This is a genomic window from Streptomyces sp. NPDC031474 (assembly GCF_055581185.1).
In genome coordinates this window covers 310,873-326,012 of sequence record NZ_JBVIJX010000013.1, presented here as the reverse complement: position 1 = coordinate 326,012, position 15,140 = coordinate 310,873, and the positions used below count along the sequence as shown (strand labels likewise).

16 protein-coding genes and 1 pseudogene are annotated in these 15,140 nt (G+C 70.7%); 7 read left to right on the top strand and 10 right to left on the bottom strand.

Going from position 1 to position 15,140, the window contains the following annotated elements; all coding sequences use genetic code 11:
* Window positions 1–83 precede the first annotated feature (83 nt).
* On the top strand, window positions 84–1,076 hold the full coding sequence (locus tag ACZ5SK_RS28480) for an acetylxylan esterase (protein WP_468576679.1): 993 nt from the start codon (window positions 84–86) through the stop codon (window positions 1,074–1,076).
* A gap of 13 nt (window positions 1,077–1,089) precedes the next feature.
* Here ACZ5SK_RS28480 and ACZ5SK_RS28475 read toward each other — a convergent pair whose 3' ends face one another.
* Window positions 1,090–2,781 (bottom strand): TlrC/CarA/OleB/SrmB family ABC-F type ribosomal protection protein, encoded by a 1,692-nt coding sequence (locus ACZ5SK_RS28475; RefSeq protein ID WP_334576345.1) that lies wholly within the window; start codon window positions 2,779–2,781, stop codon window positions 1,090–1,092.
* Window positions 2,782–2,996: 215 nt separating this feature from the next.
* On the opposite strand from ACZ5SK_RS28475, the gene ACZ5SK_RS28470 reads away from it, so the two are divergent.
* Window positions 2,997–3,164: a hypothetical protein gene (locus ACZ5SK_RS28470; protein WP_334576346.1), complete on the top strand. Its 168-nt coding sequence runs from the start codon at window positions 2,997–2,999 to the stop codon at window positions 3,162–3,164.
* On the opposite strand, the gene ACZ5SK_RS28465 is transcribed toward ACZ5SK_RS28470, so the two are convergent.
* Entirely contained in the window at window positions 3,154–3,747 is a 594-nt protein-coding gene (locus tag ACZ5SK_RS28465; protein ID WP_361705282.1) for a VOC family protein, read from the bottom strand. The genes ACZ5SK_RS28470 and ACZ5SK_RS28465 overlap by 11 nt on opposite strands.
* A gap of 154 nt (window positions 3,748–3,901) precedes the next feature.
* The gene (locus tag ACZ5SK_RS28460; protein ID WP_334576348.1) at window positions 3,902–4,966 is read right to left on the bottom strand and encodes a lytic polysaccharide monooxygenase auxiliary activity family 9 protein; all 1,065 of its coding nucleotides are present in this window, start codon (window positions 4,964–4,966) and stop codon (window positions 3,902–3,904) included.
* A 523-nt stretch (window positions 4,967–5,489) separates the two neighbouring features.
* Here ACZ5SK_RS28460 and ACZ5SK_RS28455 point away from each other — a divergent pair.
* Both ACZ5SK_RS28455 and ACZ5SK_RS28450 read left to right on the top strand, forming a co-directional pair.
* Window positions 5,490–5,687 (top strand): annotated as a pseudogene (locus tag ACZ5SK_RS28455) (helix-turn-helix domain-containing protein); the annotation flags it as partial.
* A gap of 41 nt (window positions 5,688–5,728) precedes the next feature.
* The gene (locus tag ACZ5SK_RS28450; RefSeq protein ID WP_443041321.1) at window positions 5,729–5,950 is read left to right on the top strand and encodes a DUF6884 domain-containing protein; all 222 of its coding nucleotides are present in this window, start codon (window positions 5,729–5,731) and stop codon (window positions 5,948–5,950) included.
* Here the strand turns inward: ACZ5SK_RS28450 and ACZ5SK_RS28445 are convergent.
* From ACZ5SK_RS28445 to ACZ5SK_RS28430, 4 genes are all read right to left on the bottom strand, one after another.
* On the bottom strand, window positions 5,901–6,332 hold the full coding sequence (locus ACZ5SK_RS28445) for a hypothetical protein (protein WP_334576350.1): 432 nt from the start codon (window positions 6,330–6,332) through the stop codon (window positions 5,901–5,903). The genes ACZ5SK_RS28450 and ACZ5SK_RS28445 overlap by 50 nt on opposite strands.
* Window positions 6,333–6,410: 78 nt before the next feature.
* Entirely contained in the window at window positions 6,411–7,535 is a 1,125-nt protein-coding gene (locus ACZ5SK_RS28440) for an AAA family ATPase (RefSeq protein WP_334576351.1), read from the bottom strand.
* The gene (locus tag ACZ5SK_RS28435; RefSeq protein WP_334581136.1) at window positions 7,532–8,479 is read right to left on the bottom strand and encodes an NAD-dependent epimerase/dehydratase family protein; all 948 of its coding nucleotides are present in this window, start codon (window positions 8,477–8,479) and stop codon (window positions 7,532–7,534) included. The genes ACZ5SK_RS28440 and ACZ5SK_RS28435 overlap by 4 nt, the downstream gene beginning before the upstream one ends.
* A gap of 45 nt (window positions 8,480–8,524) precedes the next feature.
* Window positions 8,525–10,729, bottom strand: coding sequence for an ATP-binding protein (locus ACZ5SK_RS28430; RefSeq protein ID WP_334576352.1), 2,205 nt, complete (start codon window positions 10,727–10,729; stop codon window positions 8,525–8,527).
* Between the two features lie 315 nt (window positions 10,730–11,044).
* Here ACZ5SK_RS28430 and ACZ5SK_RS28425 point away from each other — a divergent pair, with 315 nt between their 5' ends.
* On the top strand, window positions 11,045–11,365 hold the full coding sequence (locus tag ACZ5SK_RS28425; protein WP_334576354.1) for a transposase: 321 nt from the start codon (window positions 11,045–11,047) through the stop codon (window positions 11,363–11,365).
* Window positions 11,366–11,703: 338 nt separating this feature from the next.
* Window positions 11,704–11,901 carry a hypothetical protein gene (locus ACZ5SK_RS28420; protein ID WP_334576355.1) on the top strand — a complete coding sequence of 66 codons (198 nt, stop codon included), beginning with the start codon at window positions 11,704–11,706 and terminating at the stop codon, window positions 11,899–11,901.
* 140 nt (window positions 11,902–12,041) lie between these two features.
* Here the strand turns inward: ACZ5SK_RS28420 and ACZ5SK_RS28415 are convergent, their stop codons facing one another.
* The 3 genes from ACZ5SK_RS28415 to ACZ5SK_RS28405 form a co-directional block, all read right to left on the bottom strand.
* The gene (locus ACZ5SK_RS28415) at window positions 12,042–12,266 is read right to left on the bottom strand and encodes a hypothetical protein (RefSeq protein WP_334576356.1); all 225 of its coding nucleotides are present in this window, start codon (window positions 12,264–12,266) and stop codon (window positions 12,042–12,044) included.
* Between the two features lie 128 nt (window positions 12,267–12,394).
* Window positions 12,395–12,607: a hypothetical protein gene (locus tag ACZ5SK_RS28410; RefSeq protein WP_334576358.1), complete on the bottom strand. Its 213-nt coding sequence runs from the start codon at window positions 12,605–12,607 to the stop codon at window positions 12,395–12,397.
* Between the two features lie 287 nt (window positions 12,608–12,894).
* Window positions 12,895–14,115 (bottom strand): acyl-CoA dehydrogenase family protein, encoded by a 1,221-nt coding sequence (locus tag ACZ5SK_RS28405; protein WP_334576359.1) that lies wholly within the window; start codon window positions 14,113–14,115, stop codon window positions 12,895–12,897.
* Between the two features lie 118 nt (window positions 14,116–14,233).
* Between ACZ5SK_RS28405 and ACZ5SK_RS28400 the strand changes: the two genes are divergently transcribed.
* Window positions 14,234–15,070, top strand: a complete 837-nt coding sequence (locus ACZ5SK_RS28400; RefSeq protein WP_334576360.1) for an enoyl-CoA hydratase/isomerase family protein — start codon at window positions 14,234–14,236, stop codon at window positions 15,068–15,070.
* The last annotated feature ends 70 nt before the right edge of the window (window positions 15,071–15,140 follow it).

Below are 15,140 nucleotides of genomic sequence, written 5' to 3'. Positions count from 1 at the left end.
AGAGTCGGGTGCTACCGTCCTCCGCAAATTTCTGTATGTGCAACGCAACGATCGATCGCCCACAACCCCTGCGAGGTGCCCCCGTGCCCGCGTTCGACCTGCCGCTGCCGGAACTGGAACGCCACCGACCCGAGCCCGACGAACCGGCCGACTTCGACGCGTTCTGGAGTGAGGCGCTGAAGGAGGCCGAGCAGCATGAGCCCCTTGTGTCGGTGGATCCCGTCGAAACCGGTCTCCGTCTGACGCAGACCTGGGACGTGACGTTCCGGGGTTTCGCGGGAGACCCGGTGCGGGCCTGGTTCAGCCGTCCCTCCGGCGCGCGGGAACCGCTTCCCGCGGTCGTCGAGTACGTCGGCTACGGGCGCGGCCGCGGTCTCCCCCACGAGCGTCTGACCTGGGTGAACGCCGGCTTTGCCCACCTGCTGATGGACAACCGCGGCCAGGGCGACCAGTACGGCAACGGGGGCGCCACCCCCGACCCGCACGCCTTTGCGCCGGGCGGTCCGGGCCCGGCCGTTCGCGGCCTGCTCTCCCCGCGGGACTACCACTACCGGCGGCTGATCACGGACGCGGTGCGTGCGGTGACGGCGGTCCGGGCGCTGCCGGGCGTGGACCCCGCCCGCACGGTCGCCGCCGGCAACAGCCAGGGCGGCGGACTCGCCCTGGCCGTCGCGGGGCTGGTTTCCGACCTGGCCGCCGTCCTTGTCACGGCACCCCTCCTGTGCGGCATCCGGCGCGCCCTGGACCTCACCGACGCGGGGCCGTACGGCGAGATCGCCGCCTACCTCTCCGTTCACCGCGGCAGCGAAGAAACCGCCTACCGAACGCTTTCCTACGTGGAAGGCGTTTCCTTCGCCCGCCGTGCCCATGCACCCGCCCACTTCGGCACGGGCCTGCGCGACACGGTCTGTCCGCCGAGCGGGGCGTACGCCGCCTTCAACCGGTACGGGGAGCTGAGCGACGGCGCGGATCCGCGGCGGGAGATCCACCCCTACCCGTACAACGGACACGAGGGGGGCGAGGCCGAGCAGGTGCGACGCCAACTGCACTGGCTGGCAGATCAGTTGGCCGAGTGAGGCCCGCCGGTCGTCACCGCCTGCCCGCTACGGCACCCTCGTCGAGTTCCAGCCGGGAACCGGTGAACCGCGCCCGCATCCGGCGGTCGTGCGTGACCAGCACCAGCGCGCCCGCGTAACCGGTCAGCGCCTCCTCCAACTCCTCCACCAGGGAGGGCGACAGATGGTTGGTGGGCTCGTCCAGCAGAAGCAGGTCCACCGGTTCGCCCACCAGCCGGGCGAGCTCGATCCGCCTTCGCTGCCCGTATGACAACTCACCGATTCGCAAACCGAGTTGGCGGGGCTCGAAGAGTCCGAGCGACAGCAGCCGGTCGGCGTGTTCGTCCCGGTCGCCGGGGCGGCCGTGGGCGAACGCCGCCAGCACGGTCAGCTCGGGCGGCCACGGCACCTCCTCCTGCCGCAGGTGCCCCACCCGGCCGGAAACCTTCACTGTTCCGGCGTCCGGTCGCAGTTCGCCGGCCAGGACGCGCAGCAAGGTGCTCTTGCCTGCTCCGTTGGGGCCGGTGACCAGCAGCCGTTCGGTGGGGTCGAGGCGCAGCTCCGGCACGGTCAACCGGCCCTGCACGACCACGTCGTCGAGCCGGGCGGCCGGCCCGTCGTCCGTCCTGCCCGCGGTGTCGATGCGGGCGGCGAAGGTCAGCGGGTCCGGCGGCGGCGACACCGGGTTCGCGGTGAGCCGCTCGGTCCGTTCCTTGGCGTTACGGATCCGGCTCATCGCACCGTGCGCGCGACCCCGGGCACGGAAAGCGCCATGACCGAACCCCGCCTTGGCCATCTTGCGCGGGATGCCGTCCAGACGAACCGTGTTGGATTCGGCCAGCCGACGGCTGCGCTCGAGCTCGGCTCGCCACTCGTCGTACTGCTGCTGCCGCCGACGGCGTTCGGCGGCCTTGGCGGCGAGATAACCGGCGTAACCGTTTCCGTGGCGGGTGACTCGGCCGCCGTCCACTTCCAGAACGGTGGTCGTAAGCCGTTCCAGAAACACCCGGTCGTGGGTGACCGCAATGACGGTGCCCCGGTGGGCCCGCAGATGATCCTCGAGCCAGCCGACGGCACGGTCGTCGAGGTCATTGGTCGGTTCGTCGAGCAACAACAGCTCGGGCCGGGGCGCCAGCGTCGCGGCCAGGGCCAGCCGTGACCGCTCGCCGCCGGAGAGCGTGCCGAGCCTGCGGTCCCGGGAAAGTCCGGGCAGACCGAGCCCGTGCAGCGCGGCGTCGACGCGGGTGTCGGCGCCGTAGCCGTCGCGTGCTTCGTACTGTCCGGTCAGCCGGGCGTACGCGGAAAGGGCGGCATCCAGTTCCGCGCCCTCGGCCGCCTTGGCCAATTCCGCCTCGGTGCGCCGCAGTTCCGACTCCAGCGCGCGCAGCTCCGACAGCGCCAGGTCGACGGCATGCTGGACGGTGGCCTCTGCGGGCAGGCCGAGGGTCTGGGCGAGGTAACCGGTTCCGCCGGGTGCCACCACGGTGATCTCCCCCAGGTCGGGGCGCTCGTCGTGGGCGAGGAGACGGAGCAGCGTGGACTTCCCCGCCCCGTTGTCGCCGATGACTCCGGCCTTCTCGCCGGGGGCGAGGTTGAAGGAGATCTGATCGAGCACCGTGTGGTCGTCATAGCGCTTGGTGACGCCGTGCAGGGAGAGCTGGGAGGACTGGGTGGACTGGGTGGACTGGGAATGCGGTGAGGAGGGCGAGGATGTTGACGCACGCATGTGAAAGCCCCTGTTTCTCGGCCGTGCGGGAAGACCGAAGGAACGGATTCGATGAGGAATCAGCACGCCACGACGACGGAGCGGGGCTCTGCAGCAGCACGGTGTGCCGCTGCCGAAGCCGTACGCCACGGCAGAAACCGTGCGGTACGGCCGAGCAGTGCTCTACGCGGTCGGATGGGGGGCGATCACAGAGTTCCCATGCCGAAAACGTACGCGTGCGTCCGCATGCCGGGCAAGGCTTTTTCGGCCGGCTGCCGGTCTGTGGCGTCGACAGCCCGCACGGCGTCTGGAGCGCGATGAACCGGATCCGAGCCGGAATGGACAGCGGCAAGGCCCACCACCGCTGCCTCGTACTCGACGAAAGCGGCGAAATCACCGCGTGACGTGGAACTCGTTCCCGCCGGCGTCGAGGAACTCGCCGGGTTCCCAGTCGCGGTGGGTGACCTCCAGCCGCAGCCTGTTCCTCGCCTCCTTCGGAGCCGCGGGCGGCCCCATCACCAGCGAGACCGTGCTGACGGGAGTGCGGCGCAGCCGGACGCCCCAGTCGTGGGACTCGACCGCGTGCCAGTCGGCCTGGGACTGCCAGAAGGCCGACTGCGCGTAACGATCCTCCTCCGCGACGTCGAGGCAGATCGCGACGAGGCCGGAGTCGGCGAGCACACCGGGGTGACCGGGACGCAGCACGCAGAACTCGTTGCCCTCGGGATCCGCCAGCACGTCCCACGGGACGTCCCCCTGGCCGATGTCGACCCGCCGCGCACCGAGTGTGAGCAGGCGCGCCACCTCGGCCGCCCAGTCCGGCCCCCCGGCCAGGTCGAGGTGGAGTCGGTTCTTGTGCGCCGTCTTCGATTTCGCGGCCGGCACGAACCGCAGGTGCAGGCCGCCCGTCAGGCCCCGCGTGGCGTCCGACCAGAAGCGGTTCATACGCGCGACATCCAGCGCGTCGATCACGATCGAGGTCAGCATCCCGCTCCCCCAAGCCTCGAACCTGTCGCCTGCTCAGGGCGCCGTCCGGGCGGGGCGCCCCGGGCCACCCCGATCCCCGGTGCGGCAGGTCCGGGGCGCGGACCCGGTGGCACGCGGCTCGCTGCTCACCGGGTCCGCCCGGAGTCGCTGTGGCTCAACCGACCCTACAGGGAAGGCTTGTGGCGCTGTCACCGCCCGAGCCGGACACGACGTATCCGAACGTCGCACTCTGGCCGGGACTCAACGAGCCGTTCCAGTCGGCGTTGTGGACCATCACCGCCTGCCCGTTGTACGTCGCGTTGCCGCTCCAGAGGCTGACCACCGACTGACCGCCGGGCAGCGTCCAGTCGACCATCCAGCCGAGCATCGGGACATCGCCGGAGTTGGTGACGGTCACCTCGGACTGGTAGCCGCCGCTCCAGCTGTTGGTGGTCCTGCGCGTCGCGGTGCAGGTACCGGGGACGGGCTCGCTGGGGTTGCCCGGTTCGTGAATGCCGGTCACTTCGCCGTTTCCACCGTCGAAGACGACGTCGGAGCAGGAGTAGAAGGTCTCGGCGCTGTCCGAGCGCTGCCAGACCATGTAGATGATGTGGCGCCCGGACTTGTTGGCGGGGAGTCGGCCGGTCCAGGAGTAGTTGGCCTCGACCGTGCCGGGGCTGCCGTTGAGCGGCGGGTGGTCGACGGAGAGGAACGGCTGGTCCTCCATGGCGTCCCAGGTGAGGGGCTTGGTGGGGTCGAAGCCGTCCTTGGTGACGTAGACGTAGAACCAACCCGGGTGTGCTGCCCAGGCGTTGTAGGAGAAGTCGACGGTCGCACCCGAGGTGAGGTGGGTGAGCGGCCAGTCGTTGCGGGGCGCGTTGAAACCGGTGAAGTTGGCGTTGCCACCGCTGCACAGCTGGCCGTCCGGCACGAAGCCGCGGGTGCGGCCGGCCCCGTCGGAGCGCAGCACCGAGAACCAGTTGTAGAACGGCGTGGTGCCGCTCACCTGTTGTGCGTTCCGGCAGGCCGGGTTGATCGGCTTGATCTCACCGGTGTCGGTCAGCCCGTCCTGCCAGCACAGGAAGGTGCGGCTGCCGGGTTTCATGGGGGTGCCGTGGGCCTCGGCCTTCCCGCCGGCCGTGACGATCAGACCAAGGGCGGGGACGGTGGCCAGCAGGGCCAGGAGGACGAGGAGGAGGGCTCGGGTACGTAACCGCGATTTCGTTTCTGACGTGATCATGACAGATTGCATGGCAAATGAGTCCGCCTTCCGTGTACGGACCGCGCGCGCAAGGGAGCACTGCGGATGCGGGCACTGAGTGCAAGAGTGCAGGTGGGTGCAGGGGTGCGAAGTGGGAGCCTCCCGAACCCCGGCCCGACAGGTTCCGGTCCGCCGGGCGCGAGCCCATATGGGAGCGCTCCCACTTCACCTGTGGCGGAAGATAGCGCCGTACGGCCCAGTTGTAAACCGGCGCGCACGGCACTCCTGCGAGTGGTGCGGGATCGGCAAAGGGCCGCACCCCCGTAACCGGGGATGCGGCCCTCGAAAGCCGTGCCGTGACGCTTGCGAATCGCCTGCGGAACCGCTTGCCTGATCTTTACTTGCGGATCAGGCTGCGCAGCACGTGCTGAGACATGCTGCCGCTGCCCGGTAGTTCGGCAGGATTTCGAGGATGATGGCGTCTTGGCAGTGATCCTCGCATCAGGTCGCCGCAATGACCATGGATTCCGGGCGTGGGAGAGCGCACCTGACTGAGCGGTAGGGAACCTCGCGCCAGACCCTGCACAGCTGGCGGCGGCGGTTCGAGCAGGAGGGCATGCCCGGTCTGCTGGATCGCTCCCGCCGGCCGCGGAACAGTCCCACGCGCCTGTCCGCCGAGGTTGAGGCCGAGATCTGCGAGCTGCGCCGCCGGCATCCCGGTGGGGTGCCCGCCGGATCTCCAACGACCTGTCCGGCCGCGAACTGGACCACTCCGCCCGGGCGGCGGACCTGTACACCGGCTTGTACCTCCGCGCCTGCCGCACGGCAGCTGAGGCGCTACGACCCGACCGGCTGCTGATCCTCTCCGCGCGCTACGGCCTGCTCGACCTCGACGACGTCGTCGAGCCTTACGACACCCCGCACGGCGCCAAGGAATCGGCGTCGCCCCAACCCGGGGAACCGTTCAGGGGGGTCACTCCCCCGCAGCCGGCTCGTCGGGTCGTGGCGGTGGGGGCGAGGTGAAGGTGGTGTGCGAGATGTCGCGGCCCTGGATGACCGGGGCGTAGTAACTGCCGCCGCTGATCGAGTTGTTGACCGTGCCGTCGCCGGTGCGGACGAGCTTGGCCTGTTCGTGCCAGGCGGTGAGGGCGGTGGCGAAGTCGGGGTCCAGTGCCGCGCGTACGGCCAGGGCCGTGCTCAACGCGTGGGCCCGGCTGCCGTCGCCGGGGGTCTGCTGGAGGCGCATCAGTTCGTCCTCGCCCGTAGCCGGGCCACCCGCGCTGTCCTCTCCGTGACGGAACGGGCGCCGTACGAGAGCAGTGAGGGACGTCCACACCTGTCGTCCCACTTCGCCGCCCGCGCCACCGGCCAGCGACGCGAGCAGTCCTACCGACACCGGGTCCATCTGGCAGCCTCCTTGACGGAGCGTCACCGCTCCCGTGTCAGTGGGGAACGCTTGGCGGGGTGTCCCGGTTCCCTCCGGTCAGGAAGTGTCGGGTCTGGCTCGTACATAGAGGCGAACCAACTGGCCCATACGCCAACTCTCCGGCACCGTACCGGTTTCGACCAGATGCAGGAGCGACGTGAGCCGGTCGCGGACCGTGTCCTCGGGGTCCGCGCAGAGCGCGGCGAGTGTCCGTGTGGTCGTCTCAGGTTCGTCGCTGAGGGCGAGCAGTCTCAGCAGTCGGGCCTGCGCCGGGTCCAGGCGGGCGTGGCAGGCTTCGAGTCGGGTGCGCAAGTCCCGGTCGGGGTGGGTGAGTTCGTCGAGGCGTGTGCGCGGGTCCGCGAGGTCGTCGGCCAGTGCCGCGAGCGGGCGGTGAGCGTTCTCGGCGAGCAGTACCGCCGCGATACGCAGGGCGAGCGGCAGGCCGTCGCAGAGGTCGGCGACGCGTGCGGCGTCCTCGGGGCGGTCGAGGATCCTGGTGTCGTCGGGGTGGGCCATCGTCACGACACCGTGGAGGAGTTGTATCGCGTCGGCCGTGGCCAGTGAGGGCAGGACCATGCGGTGGGTGCCAAGCCCGCCGAGATGCACCGGTGTTGTGACGATCGTGGTCGCCGGTGCTCTGGCGGGCAACAGTCCGGCCAGCTGGTCGGGATGCGTTATACCGTCGAGGACGATGAGCAACGGCCGTCCGACGCGGGCGAGTTCGGTGAGGATCAGGGCGTAGAGGGCGGACCGTGCCGCCCGGGCGGGTGGGACGCGCTCGGCGGGCAGCCCCATCGCCCGCAGGAAGCCGCCGAGCAGGGCGGAGCCGTGCACCCGTGGCACGTCGGCGAACAGCACACCGCCGGGGAACATACCCTGTGCCAAGGCCTGGTGAGTGGCCGTCAGGACCAGTTCGGTCTTGCCGCCGCCGATCGGGCCGCCGACGATCACCACGGGGTTGCCCTGCCGTGTGTCGCGTGTTAGGAGAGCGGTCAGGTCGGCCAGTTCGCCCTTGCGGCCGGCGAAGGCCGGGGTCGGCGCGCGCAACGCGGCGAGGGCAGGCGGGAGTTCGTACGACAGCCGAATGGTGAGGTCGCGCCCCTGTACCACCCGGGACAGGAACAGGCCGCCCGAAATGGCGCTTTCCACAGGCTGGTTGTCGACCGGCTCGTCGCCGGTCATCGGGTGGCTTCGGCTCGGAGCACGGCCCGCCACTGGTCCCGGACCAGGTCGTCCAGGCCTTCCGTCGTCGGGGTCCAGTCCAGTTCCGTACTGATCGCCGTGGTGTCGGCGATCAGCACCCGGGCTTCCTGCTCGACGGCGGGCCGGTGCTGGAGCGGCAGCGGACGCCCGGTCAGCCGTACGACCGACTCGACTACCTCCCGTACGCTCGCCGGGTGCGCGCCGAGGTTGTAAACGGCCTGTCTGCCCGGCGAGTTGGCGCGCAGCGCCCGTGTGAAGGCCGCCGCCACATCCCTGACGTGAACGAAGTCCCGTACGGCAGTGCCGTCGCCGTTGATCTCCAGCGGGGACGTGGGCCGGGTCGCCGCGGCCACGGCGCGGGGGATGATCCGCGACTGGTCCTGGTCAGCGCGGCCGGCCGATGCTCCGGCCGCGTTGAAGATCCGCAGAGTGGTGGCGCCGAGGGCGCCGGTGTCGGTCTGTTGGCCGATGAGGTCTTCGGCCGCGGCCTTCGACGTTGCGTAGGGGTTGATGAGGTCACGTGCGGACGCCTCGTCGACCGGTTGGCGGGCGGGATGGCCGTAGACCGTGCTCGTCGAGGCGAACACGAGGCTGCCGGGCCGTCCTGTGCGTTCGGTCTCGGCGGCCATCGAGTCGAGGACATGGGCTGTCCCCGTCACGTTCACGGCGTGGTAGTGCGCGGGCGGGCGGTTGCCGAGCCGGGCCCTGGCCAGTCCCGCGAGGTGGCAGATGCCGTCCGTGTCGCGTACTGCGGCAGCCAGGGCCCTGCCGTCTAAGAGGTCGGCGCGCAGTGTGTCGACGCCGTCCGGGAAGTCAGGCATCTGCTCGTGCACGAGCGCCACGACCTGTTCGCCGTGGGTGAGGAGGTCGTTGACCACTGCCCGGCCGACGTAGCCGGCCGCACCGGTGACCAGGATCTTCATGGGCACATCCACATGGTCGAGACGCGGGGCGGGCGGTGGTCTCTGTCAGTCCTCGGCGTCCGGCGCACCGTCGGGTTCCCCGTCGGCGGCGGGTCCGGGGAGGCTCGCGAGGTCGCGGGTCAGCGCCTCGACGGCGGTGGTGTCGCCCAGTCGCTCGAACAGCTCGACCGCCCGCTGCCAGTGGACGCGCGCGGACGTGGGGTCGTCCGTCGCGACGTACAACTCGCCGAGGGTGCACAGGACTTCGGCCTCGTCGCGGGTGTCGTTGATGCGCTTGAAGACCTCGCGTGCCTCCAGGCAGTGTCCGATCGACTGCCCGTACTCCGCCCGCTGCCGCGCGATGCCCGCGTGCACGAGCTTGCACCGGGCCCAGGCCCGGTCGTCGCGCCTGCCGTCGAGGTCCTCCCAGATCGCCAGGGCGCCGGCGGCCGCTTCGGCGGCCTCGCCGAGCCGGTCGAGTTGGGCCAGAGAGACGGCGATGGTGTCGAGGGCCGAGGCGTTGCCGGAGCGGTCGGGCACCGTGAGGCGGGCCATGACGTCAAGCGCCTCGTAAGACAGCCGGAGTGCCTCCTCCCAGTCCTCCCCGACCCGGGCGGTCATGGCCATGTCCTTGAGCGAGTCCGCCTGTCCGTGCAGGTCGCCCAAGCCGCGGCGGACGTCCAGGCCGGCGGCGAACGCGGCACGGGACAGCTCCGGGCGGCCGAGGGCGCGGTAGCCGGTGCCGAGGTTGTTCAGCAGCCAGCCCTGGCCCGAGTGTGCGCCGCACTGCGCGGCGGCGTCGGCGGCGACGTGGTGCGCCTCGATCCACTGATCCCAGGACAGCGTCTGGGTCAGGAAGCCCCACATGCTGAGCGGGATCGTCCACACGAGGTGGCCCAGCCCCTCGGACACGCCGTTGTGCACGACCGCCACGAGGTTGGACTGTTCGGCCTCGCACCAGGACAGGGCCTTGTTCCGGTCGGAGAACGCGGCGGGCGCCGGTCCGGGCGGGTCTCCGAGATCGGGTCGGATCCGTCCGGGCCGCATGACCTCGTCGGCCACGTTCACGGAGTGCGTGTACCAGCCGAAGAGGTTCGTCAGCACCGGGTGCCGCTCCTCGTCCTCGGCCGCGAGCCTGTCACTGAAGGAACGGACCAGGTCGTGCATGCGCCACCGCCCATACGGTGTACCGGCTTCCACCAAGTGAGCGCGGGCCAGGGCCTGGAGGTCCATACGGGCCGCGGAGCCGCTCGTACCGGCGAGCACGGCGACTGCGTCCGTGGACGCGTCCGGTCCCGGGTTCAGCGACAGCAGCCGGAACAACCGAGCGTGTTCGTAGGAGAGTTGGCGGTACGACAGCTCGAACGCGGCGGCGACGGCGCTGTCGTCGTACCGCATCGCGTCCAACCGCGCCTTTTCGTCGCGGAGTTCGTCCGCCATCCGCACGAGCGGCTGCTCCGGTCTGCTGATCAGCACGGCGCCGATGATGCGCAGCGCCAGCGGCAGTCCCGCGCACAAGTCGGCGATACGGAGGGCGTCTTCGGGCGAGTCCGTGACACGGGTGTCGTGCGGACGCGCCAGACGCAGGGTGCTGTCGAGGAGCCTGACGCCGTCATTCATGGGAAGAATATCCAGGTCGAGCAGACGGGCGTCCAGCATACCGAGGGTGTGACGGGACGTCACGATCGCGCCCGTCGCGCCGTCCGTGGGCAGCAGCGCCCTGGCCTGGTCGTGGGTGGCCGCGTTGTCGATCACCACGAGGATGCGGCGGCCCTCCCGCGCGTACGAGGCTAGGATCGAGGTGTACAGCCGCTGCCGGTCCTGCACGCCGTGCGGGATGTGCTCACCGGGCACACCGAGCGCCCTCAGGAATCCCTCCAGCGCCTGTGCGGGCTCGACGCGGCGGGCGTCGTCGTAGCCGAACATGTCGACGAACAGCACGCCGCCCGGGAACCAGCCCCTGGCCCGTGCGGCGCGTGCCGACTGGAGCGCCAGTTCGGTCTTGCCGACGCCGGCCAGGCCGCCGACCGCGGTGACGATCACGACCGCACCGCCCGCGATACCGCCCGGTGTTCCGACGGCCGGGTCCAACCGGCCCATCAGGACGCCGAGATGGGCGTCGCGGCCGACGAACACGGGGGACGCGGACGGCAGTCCGTGCAGCGCGGGCGATATCTGCGGCGGTAACTCGAGGGTGATGTGGCGGCCTTGGACGACGGTGGAGAAGAACACTCCGCCGGTGATGTTGTTGCTGATTCCGGTCACGCTCATCGTGCACGCCGCCCTTGCGAATTCCGATGGTGTCGATGCTCGCGCTCCGTACCGCCGTCGATCGCGGCCGGTCCACGCGTCTCCTCCGCTTGCGTGAGGTGCCGTGTTCCACGTGATGCCCAGGCTGAGAATGCCCCCTGAAGTGTGGCCGGAACCGCATGAAACGCACCCAATGCGCGGCAGCCGTCACAGGTACAGACCCCTCGACCCGTCACAGTGCGTCCGTACCGCGTGAACCGCCCCACCTCGGATAGGAGACCGGCTCGGACGCGGCCCGATGGACGATCGCGCCATGCACGAAGGGACGGTCGGGAAATGGCGTTGGAGCAGGTCTGCGGGGACGTGGTGGATGCGGTCGTCGTGAATGACGGGCATGTGCCGCTGGAGTTCGTCTGCGTCCGCCTGGCGGGCCTGGGCGGCGGCGCGGGCGTGCTGGACCTGGCCGTCGACGGCGTCGGTGTCGACGCCATCCCGGTCTGGTGCCGCAGGCGCCCGTGCACCGTCGTCCTCGACAACGCCTCCGCGCACGTGGCCAAGGAGTTCAAGGGCCGCCGTCGGCAACTCGCGAAGATCGGCGTGGAGTTGTTCTACCTGCCGCCCTACAGCCCGGAGCTGAACGACATCGAGCTGGTCTGACGGCAGGCGAAGTACGAGGACTACCCACAGCGTGCCCAGACCACCACCGACGACATCGGCCAGGCCGTCGACCGGGCGCTGAACCGGCGACGCGAGGGGAGCCGAGCATCAGCGCAGAGCACGCCGACCATCAGAGCGCCTCGCGAACACGACGGCCGCGCCACCCGGCCTCTCCGGTCGTACTCGAGGACCTCCGGAAGGCGGGAGCCGCCAAGGCCGACGGCGCGCCCCTCTGTTACAGGCGCAAGTCGACCGGATCGTCGCCATCCTGCGCCGGGCAGGCTCTCAGGCCAGTGCACGTCGCGGACGCGGAGCGCCATACCGGACGGCTGGGGGCCGTGGGAGCGACACCCGGCACCGGCGGCACAGGGTGCGGTCACGCTCCTCCCGCGTTCGCGCTCACCCAGTGCCGCAGCGCGAGCCCGCTGGTCTGGTCCTCCCTGAACGCGACCGAGACGGACCACTGGACCGGGATGGCACCGGCGATGCTGGTGATCGCCCTCGGCTTCGGGCAGAGACTTCCCCTCGCGGAGTGATCGGGGAGATCGAGTCGCCCTTTCCCAAGGCCGCGCCGCCCTCGAGTGAAGCCAAAGTCCCCGGTCGCGGCAGCCACACGGCGATCATCCCCATCGGATGCGCGCTCACCGACGATGTGGTGCGACGCTGCGAAGCCCGCCTACTTCGTCTCGTTCGGGTGGCTCGTGTGCACCTGCTCCAGGAAGACCGTGCGCTCGTGGACGTAGAACCAGATGCGCGCGGTGCCCTTCGCAGTCGGTTTGTGCTGCCACCGCTCATGGGTCGCACCGCCACGCTCGATGACGCCGAGCTCACCCTTGAGCCGATAGTTCGTCGGCGTCGTGGACAGTGGCGTCCGCGTGAGGAAGTCCCAGGTCTCCGTCATGGGATTGCGGATCGTTGCGACGAGGTCGCGCCATCCCTTCTACGCGTCGGCTGTGGCGAAGCGGATCTCGTACTCGATCTTCTTCGGAGGGCGAGGAACCAGCTCGCCCTTCCTGGCGGCCGCCACGGCTACGGACGCTCCACGGTCTCATCGTCGTCGAGCCACTCCAGACCGGCGCTGCCGCTGCTGAGCCCGGCCGCGACGGCGGTGGCCGTCTCCTTCCAGGAGGTCAGCTCTGCGATCGCGAGGTGCGGCTGGTCGGTGGAAAACGACGCGCGCGCCGCATCGACGAGGTCCTGCGCGCAGGACTCCCGGTCGGCCCCCGCCAGCCTCAAGCGCATCGTCGCCGCCAGCCTCACCGGCACCACCATCGAGTGGTACGACGACTCATCCGATCGGAGCCAGGACCTGCGGATTGCCTCCCGGGCAGCCTGAAGGTCAGCACCGGACCAGCACCAGCACCGAACCGCGCCGACTCACGGCTTCACAGTCGACGCAGTCGCGAGCAGTCGACGGCCCGTCCGGCGCACAGAACGACGCGGTATACGTCCGGGCTGCGCGGCGGGCCATCGCCTGACCCGCGGATCCCGGGCGACGCGGGCCCGAAACGCCTCCCACGGCGACGCCGTCATGAGCCGTCGACGGCACCGGTTCGCGGCTGTCGGTAGGGCCGCACCGCGCGGCGCGCAATGGCGAATCGGTGCGTCTCCGAAGGGCCGTCGTAGATCCGGAACGGCCGCACCTCCCTGAACAGTCGGGCCAGCGGGGCGTCGGCTGCCGAGATGCCGAGCGCTCCGCAGATCTGCACCGCCCGGTCCACCACCCGGTTCACCGCCTCCGCCACGAAGGTCTTGGACACGGAGGTCAGTTGCGAGGCGGCGGCGGAGCCGGTGTCCAGCTCCCAGGCGGTACGCAGGATCAGCGCGCGGCTCGCCTCGATGTCGATCTCGGAGTCGGCCAGCATCTGCTGGACCATGCCGAGGTCGCCCAGCACCGAGCCGAACGCCGTCCGGCTGCCCGCCCGCTCCAGTGCGACGTCCTGGGCGCGGCGCGCGGCTCCCAGCCAGCGCATGCAGTGGGTCAGCCGGGCGGGACCGAGCCGGACCTGGGCGCCGTCGAAACCGCGGTCCACCGCGCCGAGCACCTGCTCCTCCCCCACCACGCACCCCTCGAAGACGATCTCGCTGTGCCCCGCGAAGAGCGACTCGTCCAGCGTCTCGATGGTCCGGACGATGCGCATGCCGGGGGCGTCGGCGTCGACCAGGAACATGGTGGCGCCGCCCGGGTCGCCGGGACTGCCGGAGGTGCGGGCCATGACGATGGCGAAGCCGGCCCCGTCGGCCCCGGTGATGAACCACTTGCGGCCGTCGATGCGCCAGCCACCGGGAACCCGGGTCGCGGTGGTCCGCAAGGAGCGGGGATCGGCACCCGCCCCGGGCGCCGGTTCGGTCATGGCGAAGCAAGACCGTGTCTCGCCTGCGGCGAGCGGCCGCAGGTACTTCTGCTTCTGCTCTTCGGTGGCCACCTTCTCCAGCAGGTGCATGTTGCCCTCGTCCGGGGCCGCGCAGTTCAGCGCCAGTGGTCCGAGCAGCGAGTAGCCCGCCGCTTCGAACACCACGGCCTGTCCGCGCAGGTCGAGCCCGTGCCCGCCCCACCGCGTCGGCACATGGGGAGCGAACACACCCGCCTCACGCGCACCTTTCTGCAGGGCTTCCCGCAGGGCCTCGGGAGCGTCGTGCACGGACCCGCCGCACTCGCGCTCGGCCGGGATCACCACCTCGCGTACGAACTCGGCGGTGGACGCGGCGAGTTGGGCGACAGGCGGATCTACATCGAACTGGATGGGCACGGGACCTCCCGCCGACAGGCGTACGGGCATCGGCGCCCGTCGCGTCCTAGAAACTGTACAGCGTCTTCAGTATCTTGCCGGGAGGAACCCGGTGACGGGAAGACGACAGGAGAAAGCCATGAGCCTCCCCGCGAGCGCCGAGCCGGTCCGGATCGTGCGCCACCCCGACGGTGTCGTCGAGGTGAGACTGGACGATCCCGGGCGGGGCAACGCCCTGGACCTCAGGACCGCGGAGGCACTGCGGGACACGACCGCCGCGGTGGCGGCGGACCCGGGTGGGGCGGTGCTGCTGCGGGCAGCGGGCGGCAGCTTCTGCGTGGGCGGTGACCTGCGCGCCTTCGCGGGTCGCGGCACGGAGACCGGCGCCTATGTGCACGCCGTGGCGACCGCCGCGCACGCCGCGATACAGGCTCTGCACGACCTGCCGGTGCCCCTCGTGACCGCCGTGCGCGGCGCGGCCGCGGGCGGCGGGATCGGCCTCGCCCTGGTGGGTGACATCGTCCTGGCGGCGCGGACCGCGCGCTTCCGGCTGGCGTACACGGCGATCGGCCTCACGCCGGACTGCGGGGCCTCGTGGTTCCTGCCGCGCCTGGCGGGTCCCCGCCTGGCGGCGGACCTGATCCTCACCAACCGGGTCCTGACCGGCGACGACGCCGAGCGGTTGGGCCTGGCCTCCCGGTCCGTGGACGAGGTGGAACTGGACGACGCGGCGCACCGGACCGCCGCCGCTCTGGCCGCCGGGGCCGGTGGCGCGCTGCGCGCCGCGAAGGGTCTGCTGCGCGCCGACGCCGGCGAAGAGCTGCGCCGTCACCTCGCCGAAGAGGCGCGGCTGATCGCCTCCCTGGCGGACGGCGGGGAGGCACAGGACCGCATGGTGTCGTTCCTCGCCGCCCGGGGCCGCTCGAAGGCGGGTGACAGTGGGACCGGGGCCAGGGAACCCGAAAGTGTTTCTTGAATCCCTCTTCACTAACACCACGCCCGGAGCGTAACCTCCGGGCAACACAGAACCGAGGGACCGGTCACCA